Source organism: Micromonospora sp. C28SCA-DRY-2, from assembly GCF_030519475.1.
In the GTDB taxonomy this organism is placed as follows: domain Bacteria; phylum Actinomycetota; class Actinomycetes; order Mycobacteriales; family Micromonosporaceae; genus Micromonospora.
Map to the genome: position 1 here is coordinate 1,689,537 of NZ_JAUMKD010000001.1, position 21,221 is coordinate 1,710,757.

General features: G+C 75.1%; 18 protein-coding genes. 10 read left to right on the forward strand and 8 right to left on the reverse strand.

Features of this window, described 5'->3' with window-relative positions:
* The first annotated feature begins 96 nt into the window (after positions 1-96).
* The 3 genes from Q3W71_RS07960 to Q3W71_RS07970 all read left to right on the forward strand — a co-directional run bounded on the left by Q3W71_RS07960 (position 97) and on the right by Q3W71_RS07970 (position 4,210).
* Positions 97-2,493 carry an immune inhibitor A domain-containing protein gene (locus Q3W71_RS07960; RefSeq protein WP_302918751.1) on the forward strand — a complete coding sequence of 799 codons (2,397 nt, stop codon included), beginning with the start codon at positions 97-99 and terminating at the stop codon, positions 2,491-2,493.
* A 223-nt stretch (positions 2,494-2,716) separates the two neighbouring features.
* Positions 2,717-3,202 (forward strand): hypothetical protein, encoded by a 486-nt coding sequence (locus tag Q3W71_RS07965; protein ID WP_302918604.1) that lies wholly within the window; start codon positions 2,717-2,719, stop codon positions 3,200-3,202.
* A 75-nt stretch (positions 3,203-3,277) separates the two neighbouring features.
* Positions 3,278-4,210, forward strand: a complete 933-nt coding sequence (locus tag Q3W71_RS07970; RefSeq protein WP_302918605.1) for an alpha/beta fold hydrolase — start codon at positions 3,278-3,280, stop codon at positions 4,208-4,210.
* A 1-nt stretch (position 4,211) separates the two neighbouring features.
* Here Q3W71_RS07970 and Q3W71_RS07975 read toward each other — a convergent pair whose 3' ends face one another.
* Both Q3W71_RS07975 and Q3W71_RS07980 read right to left on the reverse strand, forming a co-directional pair.
* On the reverse strand, positions 4,212-4,577 hold the full coding sequence (locus Q3W71_RS07975; RefSeq protein ID WP_302918606.1) for a hypothetical protein: 366 nt from the start codon (positions 4,575-4,577) through the stop codon (positions 4,212-4,214).
* On the reverse strand, positions 4,574-7,762 hold the full coding sequence (locus Q3W71_RS07980; protein ID WP_302918607.1) for an SseB family protein: 3,189 nt from the start codon (positions 7,760-7,762) through the stop codon (positions 4,574-4,576). Before Q3W71_RS07980 ends, Q3W71_RS07975 begins: the two co-directional genes overlap by 4 nt.
* Before the next feature lie 152 nt (positions 7,763-7,914).
* Here Q3W71_RS07980 and mycP point away from each other — a divergent pair, with 152 nt between their 5' ends.
* The gene (gene mycP / locus Q3W71_RS07985) at positions 7,915-9,282 is read left to right on the forward strand and encodes a type VII secretion-associated serine protease mycosin (protein WP_302918608.1); all 1,368 of its coding nucleotides are present in this window, start codon (positions 7,915-7,917) and stop codon (positions 9,280-9,282) included.
* Between the two features lie 63 nt (positions 9,283-9,345).
* On the opposite strand, the gene Q3W71_RS07990 is transcribed toward mycP, so the two are convergent.
* Entirely contained in the window at positions 9,346-9,639 is a 294-nt protein-coding gene (locus Q3W71_RS07990; protein WP_088997044.1) for a WXG100 family type VII secretion target, read from the reverse strand.
* 28 nt (positions 9,640-9,667) lie between these two features.
* Positions 9,668-9,988 carry a WXG100 family type VII secretion target gene (locus Q3W71_RS07995; protein WP_302918609.1) on the reverse strand — a complete coding sequence of 107 codons (321 nt, stop codon included), beginning with the start codon at positions 9,986-9,988 and terminating at the stop codon, positions 9,668-9,670.
* A 252-nt stretch (positions 9,989-10,240) separates the two neighbouring features.
* On the opposite strand from Q3W71_RS07995, the gene eccE reads away from it, so the two are divergent.
* From eccE to rarD, 4 genes are all read left to right on the forward strand, one after another.
* Positions 10,241-12,151: a type VII secretion protein EccE gene (eccE, locus tag Q3W71_RS08000; RefSeq protein ID WP_302918610.1), complete on the forward strand. Its 1,911-nt coding sequence runs from the start codon at positions 10,241-10,243 to the stop codon at positions 12,149-12,151.
* A gap of 111 nt (positions 12,152-12,262) precedes the next feature.
* Positions 12,263-12,649: a phage holin family protein gene (locus tag Q3W71_RS08005; RefSeq protein ID WP_302918611.1), complete on the forward strand. Its 387-nt coding sequence runs from the start codon at positions 12,263-12,265 to the stop codon at positions 12,647-12,649.
* A gap of 82 nt (positions 12,650-12,731) precedes the next feature.
* Complete coding sequence (locus Q3W71_RS08010; RefSeq protein WP_302918612.1) at positions 12,732-13,232, forward strand: GNAT family N-acetyltransferase; 501 nt, start codon at positions 12,732-12,734, stop codon at positions 13,230-13,232.
* Positions 13,229-14,146: an EamA family transporter RarD gene (rarD, locus tag Q3W71_RS08015; protein WP_302918613.1), complete on the forward strand. Its 918-nt coding sequence runs from the start codon at positions 13,229-13,231 to the stop codon at positions 14,144-14,146. The genes Q3W71_RS08010 and rarD overlap by 4 nt, the downstream gene beginning before the upstream one ends.
* A gap of 70 nt (positions 14,147-14,216) precedes the next feature.
* Here rarD and Q3W71_RS08020 read toward each other — a convergent pair whose 3' ends face one another.
* Together Q3W71_RS08020 and Q3W71_RS08025 are read right to left on the reverse strand one after the other, a co-directional pair.
* Entirely contained in the window at positions 14,217-14,909 is a 693-nt protein-coding gene (locus Q3W71_RS08020) for an anti-sigma factor (protein WP_302918614.1), read from the reverse strand.
* Positions 14,906-15,421, reverse strand: coding sequence for a sigma-70 family RNA polymerase sigma factor (locus Q3W71_RS08025; RefSeq protein ID WP_088998064.1), 516 nt, complete (start codon positions 15,419-15,421; stop codon positions 14,906-14,908). The genes Q3W71_RS08020 and Q3W71_RS08025 overlap by 4 nt, the downstream gene beginning before the upstream one ends.
* Positions 15,422-15,646: 225 nt before the next feature.
* Here Q3W71_RS08025 and Q3W71_RS08030 point away from each other — a divergent pair, with 225 nt between their 5' ends.
* Positions 15,647-17,773 (forward strand): PhoX family phosphatase, encoded by a 2,127-nt coding sequence (locus Q3W71_RS08030; protein WP_302918615.1) that lies wholly within the window; start codon positions 15,647-15,649, stop codon positions 17,771-17,773.
* A gap of 105 nt (positions 17,774-17,878) precedes the next feature.
* On the opposite strand, the gene Q3W71_RS08035 is transcribed toward Q3W71_RS08030, so the two are convergent.
* Positions 17,879-18,661, reverse strand: coding sequence for an IclR family transcriptional regulator (locus Q3W71_RS08035; protein WP_302918616.1), 783 nt, complete (start codon positions 18,659-18,661; stop codon positions 17,879-17,881).
* 154 nt (positions 18,662-18,815) lie between these two features.
* On the opposite strand from Q3W71_RS08035, the gene Q3W71_RS08040 reads away from it, so the two are divergent.
* The gene (locus tag Q3W71_RS08040) at positions 18,816-20,003 is read left to right on the forward strand and encodes an MFS transporter (protein WP_302918617.1); all 1,188 of its coding nucleotides are present in this window, start codon (positions 18,816-18,818) and stop codon (positions 20,001-20,003) included.
* Between the two features lie 78 nt (positions 20,004-20,081).
* Here the strand turns inward: Q3W71_RS08040 and Q3W71_RS08045 are convergent, their stop codons facing one another.
* Positions 20,082-21,167: a polyprenyl synthetase family protein gene (locus Q3W71_RS08045; RefSeq protein ID WP_302918618.1), complete on the reverse strand. Its 1,086-nt coding sequence runs from the start codon at positions 21,165-21,167 to the stop codon at positions 20,082-20,084.
* Positions 21,168-21,221 lie beyond the last annotated feature (54 nt).

Genomic DNA, 21,221 nt, shown 5'->3' on the forward strand with positions numbered 1-21,221 from the left:
CACCATTGGTCCCACTAGTGGGATCGATTTCCACCGGCCCGTACCCCCGTAGGGCCGGTTCCCTCACACCGGAGGTACCACGTGCGCAAAGTCGCAGTGGGTCTGCTCGGGCTTGGGCTGACAGCGTCGGGGCTGGCGTTCACCACGTCGGCCAGCGCCGCGCCGCAGCCGAAGCTGCCGACGGCCGCTCCGTCGGTTGCCGAGCCCGCCCATGTCGACCACGACCTGCCGAACCCGCTCGAGGACAAGCGCCGCGCCCTGCGCCAGGAGGGCCTGAGCAAGGTCCTCGCCGGCAAGGCCAAGTCTCAGCGGATCAACGGCAGCACGGTGGTCAAGGTCGGCAAGACCCAGGCCGAGGGGGCCACCGCCCGCTCCGCCCGGGCCGGCTCCGCCGACCAGACCGAGGACCAGTACGTCGAGCTCTCCCGGGAGAAGACCGACCGGATCTTCGTGATCCTGGCCGAGTTCGGCAACGAGCGGCACCCGAACTACCCGGACCAGGACACCGACCCGGGCACGCCGGGTCCGACCCGGTTCGACGGGCCGCTGCACAACGAGATCCCGGCCCCCAACCGGGCGGTGGACAACTCCACCGTCTGGCAGGCGGACTACAACGCCGACCACTACCGCAAGCTCTACTTCGGCACCGCCCCGGGTGACGAGTCGCTGAAGCAGTACTACGAGGCGCAGTCCTCGGGCCGCTACAGCGTCGAGGGCACGGTCACCGACTGGGTCAAGGTCCGCTACAACGAGGCCCGGTACGGCCGCTCCGGTGGCTACCCGTGCGCCGACAACGTCTGCACCAACACCTGGGCGCTGGTCCGCGACGCCGCCAACCAGTGGGTCGCCGACCAGAAGGCCGCCGGTCGCAGCGACGCCGAGATCGCCGAAGAAGTCAAGGCGATGGACCAGTGGGACCGCTACGACCACGACTCGGACGGCAACTTCAACGAGTCGGACGGCTACATCGACCACTTCCAGATCGTCCACTCCGGCGGCGACGAGGCCGACGGTGACCCGTACCAGGGTGAGGACGCCATCTGGAGCCACCGCTGGTACGCCTACATCTCCGACCAGGGCTCGACCGGCCCGGTCAACTTCCCGGCCGGTGGCACCCAGATCGGCAACACCGGCGTCTGGATCGGTGACTACACCATCCAGCCGGAGAACGGTGGCCGGAGCGTCTTCTACCACGAGTACGGCCACGACCTCGGCCTGCCGGACGACTACAACAACATCAACGGCGGCGACAACAACAACGAGCACTGGACGTTGATGGCCCAGAGCCGCCTCGGCGGCAAGAACGACGGCGGCATCGGCGAGCGCGGTGGCGACCTGGGCGCCTGGAACAAGCTCCAGCTCGGCTGGCTCGACTACGAGGTCGTCGTCGCGGGGCAGAAGCGCACCATGACCCTCGGGCCGCAGGAGTACACCTCCAAGGAGGCCCAGGCCGTCGTGGTGGTGCTCCCGCCGCGGGACTACACGTTCGACAACGGCAAGCCGTTCGAGGGCACCAAGCAGTTCTTCTCGGGTAACGAGGACGACCTCAACAGCACCATGACCCGGGCGCTGGACCTCACCGGCAAGTCGTCGGCGGCGCTGTCGATGAAGGGCCGCTACGACATCGAGGCCGGCTACGACTACCTGTTCTTCGAGGTGTCGGTCGACAACGGCGAGACCTGGACCCCGCTGCCCGGTACGGCCAACGGCCAGCCGTTCGCGGAGATCTCGCCCGGGCGCTTCGCCCTGGACGGCAGCAGCGCCGGCGCGTGGGTGGACATCAACGTCCCGCTCGACGCGGCGGCCGGCAAGGCGGCGCAGTTCCGGCTGCGTTACCAGACCGACGGCGGTGTCTCCGAGGGCGGCTTCTACGGTGACGCCATCACCGTGACCGCCGACGGCCAGACCGTCCTCTCCGACGGCGCCGAGACCGGTGCCGAGGGTTGGACGTTCGCCGGCAAGTTCCAGATCGCCGAGGAGACCTACACCGAGGCGTTCGAGAACTTCTACATCGCGGGCACCCGGCACTACATCTCGTACGACAAGTACCTGAAGACCGGTCCGTACTTCTTCGGCTACGCGAACACCCGCCCGGACTGGGTGGACCACTACGCGTACCAGGAGGGTCTGCTGATCTCGTACTGGAACACCCGGTACGCGGACAACGACACCTTCGAGCACCCGGGTGAGGGTCGGAACCTCTACATCGACGCGCACCCGCGGCCGATCTACAACCTGACCGGGCAGCCCTGGCGGGCCCGCGTCCAGGTCTACGACGCGCCGTTCGGGCTGCGGAAGGCGGACTCCTTCACGCTGCACCTCAACAGCCAGCCGCAGTACATCCGTGGCCAGGCCGCGCAGCCGCTGTTCGACGACACCCAGAAGTACTGGTACGAGGAGCTGCCGAACCACGGCGTCAAGCTCCCGGCCGTCGGTGTCAAGATCCGCGTGCTGGAGGAGAACGGCAACTACACCAAGATCCGGATCTCCTGATTCGCTGATCCCGCACCACCACGCGATGCCCGGGCAGGCCACCTGCCCGGGCATCGCCCTTTTCCCCGGGGCGGATCCGCGCAGCGGGCACCGGGGTCCCGGCAGCGCTCCGGCGCAGGTGACGCACCGGGGCCGCAGCGCTGCGGCGGCGGGCGCACCTCGGCGGCGGTTTCCCGGGGCGCCGTGGCGGGAACCCTCCGTCGTGCCGGCACGTCCGATCGGCGTGCGTCGTGCCATCCGTACCACCGTCGCCAGCCTGGCCACCGTCCTCGCCCTGGCCGGCTGCGCCGGCTCGCAGGAGGAGAGTGCCGTGCCCACAGAACCCACGCCGTCGGCCTCCCCGGCGGACCCTGGCCCGGCCTCGACGGCCGCCACCCCGTCCACCGGGCCCACCCCGGCGGCGCCCTCGGGCCGACCCTCCCGCGCGACGACGGACCTGCCCACCATGGGTCCGCCGACCGCGCCGCCGAGCCAGCCCACCGACCTGCGCAAGGCGAACCTCGTGGCCGGCCGGATCACTCGGGGCGGCGCGGGCCCCTGCTACGGCCTGGTCACCGACGACGGCCGCGAGTACGCGCTGCACGGCGCCGGCAAGGGCGACTTCGCCACCGGCACCTGGGTCCGGGTGACCATCGGCCCCGCCGACCCGACCGTCGACTGCGGCCCGGGCACCCCGGCCAGCATCGTCACGATCAGCCCGGTCGGCTGACCGGGAACGAGCGATCCGACGGCCAGCCGGGCCGGCGGACGGGCCCTCCGGCACCGGGGTCCTAGGCTGTCTGCCATGACCGAGCAGCACGACGGGCCCGTCGACGAGTCCTGCGTCCTCACCGAGGGGCCGTGGACGCACCGGTTCGTCGGCGCCAACGGCAGCCGCTTCCACGTCGTCGAGGCCGGTGCCGGGCCGATGGTGCTGTTCCTGCACGGCTTCCCCGAGCACTGGTGGGCCTGGCACGAGATGCTCCCGGCGGTCGCCGACGCCGGCTTCCGCGCCGTCGCGGTCGACCTGCGCGGCTACGGCGCCAGCGACAAGCCGCCCCGGGGGTACGACGGCTACACGCTGGCCGCCGACATCGCCGGGTTGATCCGCGCGCTCGGCGAACGTTCCGCCACCGTGGTCGGCACCGGCGCGGGCGGCCTGATCGGCTGGACCGTGGCGTCCTTCCACCCCGCTCTGGTCCGGCGACTGGTGGTGCTCGGCGCGCCACACCCGCTGCGGCTGCGGGCCGCCATCTTCGCCGACCCGCGCGGGCAGTTCGCCGCGTCCACCCCCACCCTGAAGTTCCAGCTGCCCCGCTACGAGCACGTGCTCACCCGGGACGGCGCGGCGGCGGTCGAGGAGATGCTGCGCCGCTGGGGTGGGCCGCGGTGGGTGTCCGGCCCGCACTTCGGGGCGTACGCGCAGCGCTGCCGGGAGGCGATGCGGATCCCGCAGGCCGCCTTCTGCGCGCTGGAGGGCTACCGCTGGGCGTTCCGCTCCGTGCTGCGCCTGCACGGCTACCGGTTCGTCCGGCTGATGCAGAAGCCGCTGATCACGCCGACCCTGCAACTGCACGGCGCGCTCGACCGGGCGTCGCTGCCGCGCACCGCCCAGGGCTCCGGCCGGTACGTGGTCGCGCCCTACGAGTGGCGGCTGCTCGACGGCGTGGGCCACTTCCCGCACGTGGAGGCCCCGGAGGTGGTGCTCGGCGAGATCCTGCGCTGGGCGAAGTCCTGACTCAGACCCGCTGCTCGCGCAGGTCGGCGACCTCGGCGGCGGGCGCCCAGCCCTGGTAGACGCCGAAGTCGAACACCTCCAACCCCATCGACCGGGCGACCGGCCAGCGCCCGCCGGTGTACTCCACCCGCAGCCAGCCGTCGTGCTCGCCGAGCACGATGAACGGCTGGCCCTGCCAGGTGCAGGTGGTCCGCACGTACGCCAGGTCCTCCACCTCGGTGGCCGGGAGCACCCGGACGTACCGGCCGGGGCGTACCTCCGCGAAGCCCTCGCCCGGTTCGGGCTGGTAGAGCCGGACGGCGTCGCCGTCCGGGCTGGCCTGGTACTCCCGCCCGCGCCACCGGGCCACGTAGCCGTCCCGGATCACGACGCCTCCACCCGACGCCAGAGCAGCGCGTCGGTGTCGAGCACGGCGAGCATCCGCTCGGTGCCGTCCGCGCCGATCCGCCACAACTGCGCCCCGTGCGGCAGCCGGGCGCTGTCCACCTTGAACTCCGCCACCACGTCGCTGCTCTCACCGGGGGCGAAGCCGTTGCCCCGGAAGGGCGGGCGTTCGATGACCCAGCCCTCCATGGCCCGCATGGCGGCCTCGTTCTGCCCGCCGTAGGGGATCCGGTAGAGGCTGGGCCGGTGCGCCGGCCAGCGCAGCACGTAGATCTCCTCCGCGTCCCGGGCGAACGGCGAGTCGGGATAGCCCAGGCCGAGGGCCTCGTAGAGCTGGGCCGGCGTGGTCAGGTGGGCCAGCTCGCTGGCCCGGTGCACGAACCCGGAGACCCGGTCGTAGCCGCGCTCCAGGTAGTACCCGAGCTGGCTGGGGGCGACCGCCTTCTGCATCACGACCGGGCGGGCCGGGTCGGCGGCCGGCGGGGTGTACCGGGGGCGCTCGGCGGTCTCCGGGGCCTTCGACGCCTCCGGCTCGGTCTCGGCGTCGTCGCCGAGGCCCACCTCGGCGGCCCAGTTGGCCAGCCCGACGATCTGCTCGCCGGGCAGCTTGGCACCGACCGGGGTACCCGGATTGACCGCGAACGACCACGCCTCGTCCGGCCAGCGCCGGATCAGCTGCACGAAGCGGACCCGTACCGTCTCCACCGGGGCGTCGGTGTGGTCGGCGAGCCGCTCCGGCGAGGTGTAGACCACGACGAAGGTCTCCCCGTCCAGCTCCTCCGTACGCCAGACGAAGCCGGGCTCGCCGGGCCGGCTGCCCGGCACGGACTCCGGCGACACCGGCAGCAGAACCCGGGCCAGCAGCAACGTGGAGAGGAAGGTGTCCGTGCTGCCCGCCCCGGCCGCCTCCAGCAGGTCCTCCTCGACCGGGTTGGCCGGCTGGAACTCGGCGGCGACCGGCGCCGGGGACGGCTCGGCGGCCGGTCGCGCCGCCTGCGGGTCGGGGTCGGCTCCTCCGACCTGGGCGTCGGCGGTGCCGGCGGTCCGCGGGCCGGCGTCGGGGCTCGGCACCGTCCACAGCGGGCCGGTGTCCGCGAGGTCGGAGGCGTTCTCCACCGCCGGCCCGGTCGCCGGCGGCTCGGGTCCGGTCCCGGCGTGCGGCGTCTCGGTCCCCGTCCGGGCGGGCCTCCAGGGGGAGTGCCCGGCCGCGGCCGGCTGCTCCGGGATCCACCCGGCCTGCCGCTCGGTCGGCGCCGCAGCCTCGACGCCCGGCCCCGCCGTTCCGGGCGCCGGCGAATCGGTCGGCCGGTCCGGCAGCCACCCGGCGGACTGCTGGTCGGCGGACGCCGCAGCCTCGACGCCCGGTCCGGTCGGGTCCGTGCCAGCCGCTGGTGAGGCGGTCGACGGATCCGGAAGCCAACCGCCGCCCTGCCGGACGGTCGAGGCCGGCACCTCGCCACCCGGCCCCGCCGTCGCGGGTGCCTGCGGTTCGGTCGACGCCGGCTGGCTCGGGATCCATCCCGCGCTGCGTTGCTCGGCGGGCGCCGACACGACACCGGGCCGGTCGTCGCCTTCGAGCCCGGCGTCACCGGTCGGCCCGGACGGATCGTCCCCCCGGTCCCGCGCCGGAGCGCCGCTCTCCGTCGGCCGCCCCGACCAGGCCGGCGGGCCCGCCACCCCGGTGTTCGCCGGTGCCGCCGCTCCGGCCGGGAAGGGCGGCGGTGCGGCGGCGGACGGCGCCGATCCGGTGCTGACCGGTCGGACCGGTCCGGCGTCGGACGAGCCGGGCACGGATGGACCGGACGCCTCGGGGCCGGGTGGGCCCGGGACGGGTGCGGCGGAGGCCGGCGGCCCGGCGTCGAGCGGCTCGGTGAGATCGCGGGACTCGACGATGGTCCCCTCGATGACGATCGGGGTGAACCCGCGCCGTGGTGCGGGCGGCCCGGAGACCGGCTCCGCGGCCGACGGAGACAGGTCGTCCGCCGGGTCGGCCGGCGCCGGGGTGGGTCGGCGGCGCGGCAGCGCCTGGGTCGTCTCCTCGTCCGGCGGCGGGTACGCCCGCTCCGCCGGAACCGGGATGGCCCGGGTCACCTCCTCGGGAGGCGGCGGCCACCGGGTCGAGCCACGGGCCGGATCCGGCCGGTCGGGCGCGGCGTACGGCTGGCTGGTCGGGAACGCCTCGGTGGGCCCTTCCGGCACCGGATCGCCGACGGGGCGGCGGCGCGGGAACGGCTGGCTGCCCCGCACGAAGCGGGACGGTGGCACCGCCCGGTCGGCGGGCCGGACCGGATCGTCCCGGTAGGCCGAGCCACGACCGGACGCCGGTTCGAAGAAGGAGCGGGGCGGGGTCCGGACGGGGGCGTCCCCGGTGGACCGACCGTTGGCCGGTGGCCGGCCGGGCTCGGCCAGCGGCCCGGGGACGCCGGGCCGGGCGGGCGCCGCCGGGTCGCCGGTGCCGGGCGGCGGGAAGCCGGGCGGGGCCGGGCGGGCGGTCCGCCCCGGGTCGGCGCGGTCCCGCGGGGCCGGCTCCGCCGGGTAGGGCGGCGGGACCGGCGGGCGGAGGGCCTCCACCGAGCGGCGGTCCCGCACCGATCCGACCGGCCCGGCGGGGGTGGCGACCCGGGGCGGCAGCGGCACGGTGGGTGGCTCGGGGCGGGGCGGGGCGGGGGCCTCGGGGCGGCCCGCCGCAGTCGGGGCGGTGGGGGCGCTTCCCGCGCCGGCGGCCCGGGCCCGGGCGACCGTCTCCGCCCGCTCCAGTCGGGCGCGCGCCCCCATGGTGCGGCCGGGCAGCCGGACGTCACCCCGGGAGAGCTGCGCGACGTACCAGGCCGGCAGGTAGCCCTCGATGGGCAGGCCGGGGTTCACGGCCAGCCACCACTCGTGGTTGGGCCAGCCGCTGGCGAGGTCGGGATAGCTGGTGAGCCGGCTGGCGCCGGCGTGTTCGCCCAGGCAGGCACGCATGGCGGCGGCGGAGGTGAAGGCCAGCACGTGGGTGCGGCCGGCCGTGGTCCAGGTGCCCCAGCCCGATGCCTGCCCGAGCGCCGGCTCGGGCACCGGCAGCAGCAGGTCGGTACGGGCCAGGATCCGGAAGTATCGCTGCTGGTCGTTGGCGCGCAGGGCGTCCCGCAACGCGGCCTCGGCCTCGGTGGCCGGCTCCCATCCGGTCACGGCCACCCCTCCTCCCGCGCACAGGCCATAGGCATCGCGTACAACCTACAAGGTAGTAACAAGATCACAATGGCAGGCCGGCGGCGGTGCGCCGGTTCTCGAAGAAGGCGCTAACATCCCGTTCCGGAGTCGACACGATACGGAGGCGGTCGATGTCCCGGTCCCCCGCGCGCCCGCTCCTGGCGGCCCTCGCGGCCGTCCTGGCGACCGCGCCGGCCGCCACCGCCACCGCACTCCCCCACACCCCCCGGCCGGCCGGTCAGGCCGCCGCCGCGCCGCGGCACGAGCGCACCGCCGAGCCGGCCACCCCGGCCACGCCCGCCGCCGCCACGCCGAGGCACGCGCGCACCGCGCCGGCCGCGCCGGTCGCGGCCGGACTCCACCTGGCCCGGGCGGCCGCGCCGGACTGCGCGACGCCGCCGGCCCCGGCCCGGCCGGTGTCCGCGCCGCCCTGGCCCCAGCAGCGGTACGCCCCGCAGCGGCTGTCGCCGCTGGCCACCGGGGCCGGGGTGACGGTGGCGGTGGTCGACTCCGGTGTGGACCGGCGGCATCCGCAGCTCGCCGGCCGGGTGCTCGACGGCACCGACCTGCTCGACCCGGGTGGCGACGGCACCAGCGACTGCGCCGGCCACGGCACCGGCGTGGCCAGCATCATCGCCGCCGCGCCGCGGCCCGGGATCGCGTTCCACGGGCTGGCACCGGGTGCCCGGATCCTGCCGGTGCGGGTGAGCGAGCAGCAGGTCGTCGAGGGGCGGGAGTCGGGGCGTACGGTCGGCGCCGAGGAGTTCGCCCGGGCGATCCGCTGGGCCGTCGACCACGACGCCGACGTCCTCAACCTCTCCGTCGTGCTGTACGCGGACAACCCCGCCGTCCGCGACGCGATCGGCTACGCGGTGGACCGGGACGTGGTCGTGGTGGCCGCCGCCGGGAACCTGCACGACAGCGGCGACCCGCGGCCGTACCCGGCGGCGTACGAGGGGGTGCTCGGGGTCGGTGCGATCGGGGTGGACGGCCTGCGTTCCGCCTTCTCCCAGACCGGCCCGTACGTCGACCTGGTCGCCCCGGGCAGCGACGTGCTGATGGCCGCACCCGGTCGGGGCCACCACCGCGCCGAGGGGACCAGCTACGCCGCGCCCTTCGTGGCGGCCACCGCCGCGCTGCTGCGGCAGTACCGACCCGAGTTGACCGCCGCCGAGGTGGCGCGGCGGATCCTCGCCAGCACCGACCCGGCTCCCGGTGACGGCCGGGGCGGCGGGTACGGCGCCGGGGTGCTCAACCCGTTCCGGGCGGTCACCGAGACCGGGGGCGGCGGCGCCGCGCGGCCGCGCCCGGCCACCGCGCTCGCCGACGACCGGCCCGATCCGGCCGCGCTGGCCGCGCGGGCGCGTCGGGCCACGGCGCAGGACCGGGCCCTGCTGGTGGCCTCGCTCGCCGCGGCGGTGGTGGCCGTGGCGGCGCTGGCCGCCCTGGTGGTGCCCCGGGGGACCCGCCGCCGGTGGCGCCCGGCCGACCCGGCCTGAGCCCGCTGGGCGGCGTGCGTCGGGTGGCGCCGGCCGGGCCGGTCGCCACCCGACGGGCCGGGATCACTGGAACAGGCCGACGTTCTTCTTCTCGGTGTCGAGGTAGTCGGCCGCGGAGTCGTCCACCGCGAGCCGGATGTCGCGCAGCATGGCCTGCAGGTCCTGCGAGGCGGAGCGCCACCGGGCCTGCCGCTGCTCGTACGCCTGCCGGGCCTCGCCCGTCCAGCCGGCCACCAGCGGGGCGGCGTCCCGTTCCAGCTGCCCGAGCTGCGAGTCGAGCGTGTTCAGCGCCTTCTGGATGTCCGCGCTGGCCTGCTGTAGCGCGGCGAAGTTGACGACCAGCACACCGTGGTCCATCGGATGGCTCCCTCCCCCGGTTCCGGGTCTACAGCGGCAGCTGGATGCCGCCGCGGTTGGTGGTGGACACCCGGCCGGCGGCCTCGGTGTCGGCGACGTCGTACTGCTTGCCGGCGGTGCGGATGGCGGAGGCGGTCTCCCGCAGCGCCCGCTGCAGGGTGGCCTGGTCCTGCGCCCACTGCTGCTTGACCTGCTCGAAGGAGCGCCCGCCGGCGCCCCGCCAGGCCTGCTGCAACACCTCCAGCTCGGCCATCAGGCTGCTCAGCATGGTCTGCAACGACTGGTCCACCTGCTCGAACTTCGCGGCGGTCTGCTGCATCACCGCCGCTTCTGCCTGGGTCTGGGACACCCGGACGTCACCTCGTCTCATCGGTCGTGGCTGGCCGTCGGCACGCCCGCCTCAGGACGCGCCGCTCGCGCCGCCCGGTTCACGAACTCGGCGGGCGCGGGTCAGCGGAACTCGTCGCTGACGGTAGCGGTCCGATCGCTGTCGTGCTACCCCGCCCGATCCCCTGTGGACAACGGCGGGACCCGCGAGTCCCGCGCCCGCCGTTACGATGGGCGGCAGCAACGTCGCGGTCGGTGATCGGGAGGAGGCGGGGTGCCGGCGACCACCAGCACGAGCCCGCACCGGTTCGCTCCGCTGCCCGGCTCGCCGCCGGCCGCCCCCGTCGCCCACCCGGCCTCCGAGTCGGCGATCGGCCGGATGGCCACTGCCGGCTCGACCCGGCGCGCGGCCCTGCCGGCACAGTGGATCCCCGCCGGGCGCCGGCCGCACACCGGCGTGCGGGCCGGTCAGATCGTCGCCGCGCAGGTGGCGGTGGCCGCGCTCGTCGCCGCCGTGGGCCAGGGGCCGGTCCCGGCCCTGGTCGCGGTCGTGGTGGCCGCGCTGCTGGTGCCGGCCGCCTGGCTGCGGGTCCGCGGCCGCTGGCTCTTCGAGTGGCTGGCCACCGCGCTCGGCTACCTGACCCGGCGGCGCGGGCTGCCCGGGCCGGCCGGTCCGGCGGCGCTGCTCGACCTGGTCGACCCGGCCGCCGTGGTGCGCTCCGCGGAACTCGGCGGCGGGCCGGCGGCGCTGGTCGACGACGCGGCCGGCCTGGTGGCCGTACTGGAACTCGGCGAACCGGCCGACCTGCTCGGCGATGGTCCACGGCAGCTGCCCGCGCCGGGGTCGCTGCTCACGGCGGCGCCGCCGGACGGGCCGCCGGTGCGGGTGCAGCTGCTGCTCACCGGGGCGCCCGCGCCGACCGTCGACGCCGGCGGCGGCACCGTCGCCACCTCCTACCGGCAGCTCACCGACGGGCGGCTGGCCGGCCGGGAGCGGGCCGTCCTGGCCGTCCGGGTGCTCCGCGTGGCGGGCTGGTCCGACGGCGAGCTGCGGCGGGCCCTGGCCGGCACGGTCCGCCGCCTGGTGCGCCGGCTGGGGCCGGTCACCGCCCGCCCGCTGGGCGAGCACGCGGCGCTGCGCGTCCTCGCCGAACTGGCCCACCACGACGGGCGGCCGGCGCACGAGTCCTGGCAGGTGGTGCGCTCCGGTGGCCTGCTCCAGGCCAGCTTCCGGCTGCGCCGCTGGCCCGATCCGCGGGTCGAGGCCGGGCGCCGGCTGGTGCCCCGGCTGCTCGCGCTGCCGGCCACCGCCAGCACGGTGTCGCTCTGCGCCGGGCCGTGGGCCGAGGCCGACTCCGCCGGCGCGCCGACCGAGCTGACCGTACGCCTGGCCGCGGCCACGCCGGTGGAGCTGGCACTGGCCGCCCAGACCCTCGACCGGCTGGTGACCGGCGCCGGCGGCGAGCTACAGCGGCTCGACGGCGCGCAGCTCGACGGGCTGGCCGCCACCCTGCCGCTCGCGGTGGCCGGCGCCGGGTTGCCCGCCAGCACCGGCCCCGAGCCGCCGGAGCTGCCGTTCGGCGAGGCGGGGCTGATGATCGGCAGCAACCGGCACGGCGGGGCGGTGACCGTCCGGCTGTTCCGGCCGGAGAGCACCCGGGTGCTGCTCGTCGGCGGGGTACGCGCCGCGCAGCTCGTGGTGCTGCGCGCGCTGGCGCTCGGCGCCCGGGTCGCCGTGCAGACCTCCCGGCCGCGCAGTTGGGAGCCCTTCGTCCGGGGCGCCGGCACACCGGGCGGCGCGATTCCGCTGCTCCCGCCGGGCCGGCCGGTCGGCGCCGCCCCCGGCACCCCGTTGCGCCCGCAGCTGCTGGTGGTCGACGCCGGGCCGCTGCCCGTCGAGTCCGAGCCCGGGCCGCCCTGGCGGGCCACCCTCCTGGTCCGCGACGAGCTGACCCCGGCCGACGCCGACGCGCTGGGCCGGGCCGACCTGGCGGTGCTGCAACCGCTCAGCCCGCCCGAGGCCGCCCTGGCCGGCACCGCGCTGGGCCTCGGCGCGTCCGCCGAGTGGCTGACCCGGATCCGGGACGACATGGTGGCGGTGGTGAACCGGCGCGCGCTGCGCTGGGCGCTGCTGTCGCCCACCCCGATCGAGTCGCAGCTGATCGGCCGGCCGTCCCGCCGCTGAGCCGGTCGCGCACCGCCGTCCCGCCGGCCGGCACCCCGGCGCGCCGCCGCCGGCCCGATTCGTCGATCTCCCGGGTTCCGCCGGTGGGTCGTCCGTGGCACGATCCCCGCCATGGGCTTTCTGAAGGGTCTGCTGATCCGCCTGGCCGTCACGGCGCTGGCCTTCTGGCTGGCCACCCTGGTCATCCCGGGCATCACGCTGGATTCCGACTCGGCGACCGAGACGGTCACCACGCTGATCCTGGTGGCGATCATCTTCGGCGTGGTCAACGCGGTGCTCCAGCCGATCATCAAGACCGTCGGCTGCGGCTTCTACCTGCTGACCCTCGGGCTGATCGCGCTGGTGGTGAACGGGCTGCTCTTCCTGCTCACCAGCTGGATCGCCGACCAGGCCGGGCTGCCGTTCCACGTGGACGGTTTCTGGCCGGCCGCGGTGCTCGGCGCGCTCTTCGTCGGCATCGTGACCTGGATCCTCGGCGCCCTCCTCGACCGCGACTGACCCGTCCCGGCCACGGCCTCGGTGGACCAGTGGGCGGGAATTGGCCGGCGTGCCGGGCGGGTGGCGGGACTAGCCTCGCAGGATGTTCACCCTGACCCGCGCCGACGGCTACCTGCTCAGCACCGACCCCGACCGGATCGACCTGGACCGGGTGCACCACTGGCTCTCCACCGACGCCTACTGGGCGCTCGGGCGCAGCCGGGAGACGGTGGCCCGGGCGTTCGCCGGCTCGCTGCCGTTCGGCGTCTACCGTCCCGGCGACGGGCAGCAGGTGGCGGTGGCCCGGGCGGTCACCGACCGGGCCACCTTCGCCTGGCTCTGCGACGTCTACGTGGACCGGGGCGAGCGCGGCCGGGGGCTGGGCAGTTGGCTGGCCGAGGCGGTCCGCGACCACCTGGACGCCCTGGGCGTACGCCGGATCCTGCTGGCCACCAACGACGCGCACGGGGTGTACGCGAAGGTCGGCTTCACCCCGATGTCGGACCCGCACCGGTGGATGCAGCTGGACCGGCGCGACCAGGCGGTGACCCAGCTCACTGGCAAGGAGCAAACCGGCGGTTCACCCCTTACGGTGGAGGCGTGACGCCACTCCGGCTCGGATACCTCTACGGCATCGGCGCGTACCTGCTGTGGGGGTTCTTTCCGCTCTACCTCAAGCTGCTGCGCCCGGCCGGGCCGCTGGAGATCCTCGCGCACCGGATCGTCTGGTCGGTGGTCTTCGTCGCGCTGCTGCTCGCCGCGCTGCGCAACATCGGGTTCCTGCGGGCGCTGCTGCGCCGCCCCCGGGCGCTCGCGGGGATCGGCGTCGCCGCCGCGCTGATCGCTGTCAACTGGGGCACCTACATCTACGGGGTGAACTCCGACCGGGTGGTGGAGACCGCGCTCGGCTACTTCATCAACCCGCTGGTCGTGGTGCTGCTCGGGGTCACCGTGCTGCGCGAGCGGCTGCGCCCCGCGCAGTGGGTGGCGCTGGGCATCGGCGGGCTGGCCGTGGCGGTGCTGACCGTGGACTACGGCCGGCTGCCCTACCTGGCGCTGACCCTGGCCCTGAGCTTCGGCGGGTACGGCCTGGTCAAGAAGCGGCTCGGGCTGCCCGCCGCGGAGGGGCTCTTCGTCGAGTCGGCGGTGCTGGCGCTGCCCGCGCTGGCGTACCTGGGGTGGCTCACCGCCGCCGGGGACGCCGCCTTCGGCCACGTCTCGGCGGGGCACACCGCGCTGCTGATGCTGGCCGGCGCGGCCACCGCCATCCCGCTGCTGCTCTTCGCCGGCGCGGCCAACCGGCTGCCGCTGACCAGCCTGGGCATGATCCAGTACCTGGCGCCGATCCTCCAGCTCGGCTGCGGCGTACTGATCTTCCACGAGCCGATGCCGCCCGCCCGGCTGGCCGGCTTCGCCCTGGTCTGGGCCGCGCTGATCGTCTTCACCGTCGACGCCCTCCACACGTCGCGCCGCCGCGCCCGCGCCGCGGCCGTGGCCACCGCGCCCGCCCCCGCGTAGCTCGGCGCGACCGGGCTCGACCTGCCGCTCGACGGCATCCGGGCGCTCGTCGCACGGCAGCGCCGGTGAGTCAGCGGACGTCGTAGGCGAGCACGGGGGTGCCGTCGGCGCGGAGCAGTTCCAGCCGCACCAGCTCCGCGTCGGTGAACCGGGTCGCGCCGCTGATCCGCAGGTCGTCGCCGGGGGCGGCGAGCCAGGAGCCGATCTGCTCGGTGGCGCCGTCCGGGCCGTGCGCCACCAGCCGGAAGGTGTACGCCTTGCCGTAGCCGGGCCGCGCCTCGTACCCGCAGCGCATGGTCACCTGCGTGCCCCACTCGGTGCCGGTCAGCGCGACCTCCGCGTGCACCGGCACCGTGCCGGCCACCGGCTGCATGGCGACCATCTGCAGGCCGGCGTCCGGCCCCGGCCCGGTACGGGGCAGCAGGGTGGCCGTGCCGACGCCGACCACCAGGGCGAGCGCGGCCGCGGCGAGCGCGGTGAGCGCGTACCGCCGGCGGCTGGCCGACCGCTCGCGGCGCCGGCGCTCCCGGGCGGCCGCGAGCAGCTCGGGCATCCGGGTGCTCTCCGCCGGTGGCGGCAGGAACTGTTCCAGGCCGGCCGGGTCGAGCCGGCCCAGCAGGCCGGGCAGTACGGCGATCTCGGCGACCGCCTGCTGGCAGGCGGCACAGCCGGCGAGGTGCCGCTCGTAGGCCGCCCGCTCGGCGGGGGCCAGCGCACCCAGCACGTACGCGCCGTCGTCGTGCGCGAACTCGCACCGGGTCATCCCGTCACCCCCATCTCGGCCAGGACCAACCGTAGTGAGCGCAGGGCGTAGTGCGTCCGGGACTTCACCGTGCCGGGCGGCACGCCCAGCCGGGAGGCCGCCTCGGCCACCGAGCGCCCCTGGTAGAAGCACTCCACCAGCACCTCCCGGTGGGTCGGGCTGAGCCGGTTCAACGCCTCGGCCACGGTCCAGGCCTCCACCGCACGCTCCGCTTCGTCGACGGTCTCGGGTGGCTCGGGCAGCTCGTCGGTGTAGACCTCGCCGACCCGGGTCGCCCGGCGCCGCCAGGCGTCGATGGCCAGGTTACGGGCGGTGGTGAAGAGCCAGGCCCGGACCGAGCCGCGCCGGGGGTCGAGGGACTCCGGGTGTCGCCAGGCCCGCAGCAGGGTCTCCTGCACCAGGTCCTCGGCCCGCTGCCGGTCGCCGTTGACCAGCCGCAGAGCGTGCGCGTACAGCGCCTCCGCGTGCTCGTCGTGCAGCGCGCGGAGCAGTTGGGCGTCGTGGTCGCTGATGGCTGTCTCCTCGCTTCCGGCGCGCGTCCGGCGGTGCGTTCGCTCGGTATTACGTGCGGTCACGCCGATCGGTTCAGCCGCAGGTCATGGCGGGCTTCCCGGCGAGGTGTTCATGCCCGGTTCACGCCGCCGCCGACGACCGCTCACCGCGCCCTCCTACCGTCCGCCGAGTACGCACCCAGCACCTTCCGGCGTGCATCGACCCCTTTCAGGAGGCTCCTCCCCATGAGCGACCGTCCCCGGCTGCTCCCGCTGCTCGGCGCCACCCGCCACGGCGGCCGTGACGCCATGACCTGTCTGTACCGGTGCGGCAACGCCTGTGACCACCCGGTGCCGAACACCTCCGACAACACGTACTTCGGCGATGTGGTCAGCGCCGAGGTGACCCGCCGCGGTGTGGTCCGGGCCGGCGCGGTCGGCGCCCTGGTCCTCGGTTTCGGCGGCGCCGCGGCCGGCGCGCTGGCCGGCGCCGGGCCCGCGGCCGCCGCCCCGGGCACGCCGGTGGTGCCCGAGGCCGCCGGGTTCGGCCGCCCGGGCCAGGGCGTGGGCAGCGGCGCGCTGACCTTCACGCCGATCCCGCCGAACAAGCTCGACACCCTGGTGGTGCCGAACGGGTACGACCACGCGGTGGTGATCCGCTGGGGCGACCCGGTGCTGCCGGGCGCGCCCGAGTTCGACCCGCACGAGCAGACCGCGGCCAAGCAGGCCAAGCAGTTCGGCTACAACAACGACTTCGTCGGTGTGCTGCCGCTGGACAAGCAGGGCCGGCGCGCGCTGCTCGTGGTGAACCACGAGTACACCAACGAGGACCTGATGTTCCCCGGCTTCACCAGCCAGGACGCGCTGACCGTGGAGCAGCTGCGGGTCGCGATGGCCGCGCACGGCATGTCCGTGGTGGAGCTGGAGCGGGTGGGTGGCACCGGGCAGTGGCGGCCGGTCGGCAAGGGCCGCCTGCCGTACAACCGGCGGGTCACCGCGCTCAGCACGAAGTTCGAGCTGACCGGCCCGGCCGCGGGCTCGGCCTGGCTGCGCACCGCCGCCGACCCGAAGGGCCGGACGGTGGTCGGCACGCTGAACAACTGCGCCGGCGGGGTCACCCCGTGGGGCACCGTGCTCTCCGGCGAGGAGAACTTCAACCAGTACTTTGTCGGCGGCGACGGCGCGCCCGCGGAGCTGAAGCCGAAGCTGGACCGGTACGGCATCACCACCGACGCCCGCTACCCCAGCGGCAGTCGCAAGTGGGAGCGGGCCGACGAGCGGTTCGACCTGGCGAAGCACCCGAACGAGGCGCACCGGTTCGGCTGGATCGTGGAGATCGACCCGTTCGACCCGGAGAGCCGCCCGCGCAAGCACACCGCGCTGGGCCGGTTCAAGCACGAGGGCGCGAACGTGATCATCGCGAAGAGCGGACACGCGGTCGCGTACATGGGTGACGACGAGCGGTTCGACTACCTGTACAAGTTCGTCTCCGACAAGAAGTTCATGCCGGGCAACTCCTGGGTCGCCCGCAAGCACAACCTGACCCTGCTGGAGTCCGGCACCCTCTACGTGGCCGAGCTCTACCCGACCAGCGCCGGCGAGATCGACGGCTCGGGCAAGCTCCCCTCGGACGGGGCGTTCAACGGCCGGGGTCGGTGGATCAAGCTGGTCAGCGGCAACCGCTCCTACGTCGCCGGGATGACCGCCGCGGACGTGCTCACCTTCACCCGGCTGGCCGGCGACAAGGTCGGCGCGACCAAGATGGACCGGCCGGAGGACGTCGAGCCGAGCCAGCTCACCGGCAAGGTGTACGTGGCGCTGACCAACAACACCAACCGGGGCGTGGGCAGGAACCCGAAGGCGGACGAGGCCAACCCGCGTACCGCCAACAAGCACGGCCACGTGCTGGAGCTGGTCGAGGACCGGGGCGACAACTCCGCCGAGACCTTCGCCTGGTCGGTGCCGATCGTGGCCGGCGACCCGGCCGACCCGTCGACCTACTTCGCCGGGTACGACAAGACCAGGGTCTCGCCGATCTCCTGCCCGGACAACGTCGCCTTCGACGCCACCGGCAACCTCTGGATCTCCACCGACGGCAACGCGCTGGGCAGCAACGACGGCCTCTTCGCCACCGCCGTCGAGGGCCCGGAGCGGGGGCACCTCAAGCAGTTCCTGACCGTGCCGCTCGGCGCCGAGGCGTGCGGCCCGTTCATCACCGGCGACAACCGCTCGGTCTTCGTGGCCGTGCAGCACCCGGGCGAGATCACCGGGGCGTCCCTGGAGAAGCCCGCCTCCACCTGGCCGGACGGGGACTTCGCCAAGCCGGGCGTGGTGGTCACCTGGCGGCTCGACGGCGGCCCGGTCGGCAGCTGACGTCACTCGGGCGGTCCCGGCGCCGGACCGCCGGCGGGGCCCTCTCCCAACCGGGGAGAGGGCCCCGCCCCGTTGCGGCCCGTCGTCGGTGGCCACCGCCCCGGGTCAGCCCTCGGCGGCGATGCCGTCGGCGATGGCCCGGGCGGCGGTGAGCAGTTTCGCGCGGACCACCCGGGCGGAGGTCATCATCTCGCTGGCCGGCAGCGCGCAGGCCAGCACCACCCGGCGTTCCATGTCCTTGTCCGGGGCGACCAGCACCGCCGCGCAGGCCACCCCCTGCCGGAACTGCCCCAGCTCCAGCTGCATGCCGCGCCGGTCACCGGCGGCCAGATCGGCCTCGAACGCCTCCACGTTGGTCAGGGTGGCACTGGTGAACGGCCGCATCCCGTACTCGCGCAGGTAGCGGAAGCGCTGCTCGGCGGTGAGCGTGGCGAGCAGCGCCTTGCCCAGCGCGGTGGCGTGCGCGCCCTCGTCGAACCCGGGGACCAGATCCTCCAGGTACGGCGTACGCGGCCCCTCGGCCACCGCGGTGATCGCCACCTGGCCACCCACGAACCGGCCCAGGTAGTGGCTGTAGCCGGTGTCGGCGGCGACCCGGCGCAGGCTCTCGCCGACCGCGGGCGGCCCGCGGAACGCGGTCACCAGCTCGCGGTAGCGGTCCGCGACCTCCAGGCCGACGATGTACGTGCCGTCCTCGCGGCGGATCACGTAGCCCTCGTAGGCCAGCGTGCGGACCAGGTGATAGGTCGTGGCCACGGTCAGCTCGCACCGCCGGGCGATCTGCTTCACGGTCAGCCCCTTGGGGGCACGGCCGACCGACTCGAGCACTCGTAGCGCGCGGGACACGCTCCGGATCAGATCCGAAGGTTCCGCCAGGGGGTCGCGCACAACCACCTCCGCCGCCGGGGACTTACACCATATGAAAAACCGGCCGGGCGCGAAATGCCTGTTCGGGTGGAGGATGCCAGATCGTCATAGACGAGTTGTGCTCCGGCGAACACGATGCGTGGCGTGAGCTGGCCTCGCGTAGGTTTGCCGCATCATGGCCGACACCGCATTGCACCCCGCTCCCACGCCGACCCGTCCCGTCCGGGCCGCCGCCGGGGCGGTCGTCGTCACCATCGCCTCGGTCCTGCCGGTCTTCCTGGTCGGCGGGCTCGCCGTGCAGCTCGGCGAGGATCTCGGGTTCTCCCCGGCCGGGCTGGGCCTGGCGGTCTCGGTGTACTTCGGGGTGGGCGCGCTGGCCTCGGTGCCCTCCGGCGCCCTCGCCGAGCGGTACGGGCCGGCCGTGGTCGCCCGGGCCGCCATCCTGATCTCCGCCGGCAGCCTGCTCGCCATGGCGACGCTGGCCCGCTCCTTCCCGGTGCTGCTCGGCCTGCTCGCGCTCGGCGGCACCGCGAACGCCCTCGGCCAGATGGGCAGCAACGCCGCGCTGGCCCGGCACGTGCCATCCCGTCGGCAGGGCCTGTCGTTCGGGGTGAAGCAGGCGGCCATCCCGGTCTCCACGCTGCTGGCCGGCGTGGCGGTGCCGACCGTGGCGCTCACCGCCGGGTGGCGCTGGGCGTTCGTGGCCGCCGCCGGGGCCGCGCTGGCCGCGTGGGTGGCCGTACCCGCGCGGGAGCCCCGCCCGGCGCGGCGGAGCGCCGACCCGCGTGCCAGCGGGGCCACCGGCGCCCTGGTGCTCGTGGGGGTGGCCGCAACGCTCGCCGCGGCGGCCGCGAACGCGCTCGGCACGTTCCTGGTCGACTCCTCGGTCGACCGGGGGCTGGCGCCCGGGCCGGCCGGCCTGACCCTGACCCTCGGCAGCGCGGTCTGCGTGGCCGCCCGGGTGGGCGCCGGCTGGCTCGCCGACCGCCGCTCCGGCGGCCACGTGGCCGTCATCGCCGGCATGCTGGTGGTCGGCGCCGGTGGGCTCGGCCTGCTCGCGGTGGCCGGCCCCGGGCCGCTGGTGGTCGGCGTGGTGCTCGGCTTCGGGCTGGGCTGGGCCTGGCCGGGGCTGATGAACTTCGCGGTGGTCCGGCTGCACCCGCAGGCGCCGGCCGCCGCCACCTCGATCACCCAGACCGGGGTGTACGCCGGCGGCTGCCTCGGCCCGCTCGCCCTCGGCACGGTCGCCGCCCACGCCGGCTACCCCACCATGTGGACCACCGCCGCCGCGGCGATGCTCGCCGCCGCCCTCCTCATGCTCACCGCCGCCCGCCTCCTACCCGCGCCCCGTTCAGCGGGTTGATCATGAAGTTGTCGGGGCGACCGCCGGTGCGGGCGGCAACAACTTCATGATCAACGGGCCGGCCCCGGGAGGGCTGGGTCAGCTGGTGCGGTCGGCTATGTAGTCGCAGAGAGATTCGAGGGCGCGGCGGGCCGGGTTGTCGGGCAGCGGGGCGAGCTGGGCGCGGGCGTCCTCGGCGTAGCTGCGGACGGTCTCCCGGGCCCGCTTGAGCGCCGGGCTCTCCCGGAGCAGGCCGAGCGCCTCCGCGTGCAGGTCGTCGTCGGTCACCGGGCCGGTGGCCAGGATCTCCCGCAGCCGCACCGAGGCGGCGTCGGCGTCGTCGGAGGCCAGCGCGTAGAGCACCGGCAGGGTCGGCACGCCCTCGCGCAGGTCGGTGCCCGGGGTCTTGCCCGACTGCACCGACTCGGAGGCGATGTCGAGCAGGTCGTCGGAGAGCTGGAAGGCGACGCCGATGGTCTCGCCGTAGCCGGCCAGCGCCTCGATGTGCTCGGGCGCGGCGCCACCGAACATCCCGCCGAAGCGGGCCGAGGTGGCGATCAGCGAGCCGGTCTTGCCGGCGATCACGTCGAGGTAGTGCGCCACCGGGTCGTCACCGGGGCGGGGGCCGACCGTCTCGGCGATCTGGCCGTGCACCAGCCGCGCGAAGGTGCGCGCCTGCAGGCGTACCGCCTCGGCGCCCAGGTCGGCCGCGATGTCCGCGGCCCGGGCGAAGAGGTAGTCGCCGACCAGGATGGCGACCGAGTTGGTCCACCGGGAGTTGGCGCTCGGCGCGCCCCGGCGCACGGCCGCCTCGTCCATCACGTCGTCGTGGTAGAGCGTCGCCAGGTGGGTGAGCTCCATCACCACCGCGGCCGGTACGACCTGCGCGCCGGCCGGATCGCCGAACTGGGCGCCGAGCGCCACCAGCAGCGGCCGGAACCGCTTGCCGCCGGCCTCGACCAGGTGCCGGGCGGCCTCGGTGACGAAGGGGTCGGCGCTGGCCACACTGGCCCGCAGCTCGACCTCGACGGCCTCCAGCAGGCCCAGCACGGACGCCTCGACGCGGGGATCGGCGAGATAGAGGCCGAGCGCGCCGAACTGACTCGTGCTCACCCGGCTCCGGCGGGGGCCGGAGCCGGTGGCACCTGAACGCTCGCCAGCCGGAATCACCACGCTATCCACCATGCCACACCCCCTCGACCTGCTCCGGACTGGGGATACGCACCGGGGGCCGGCCCG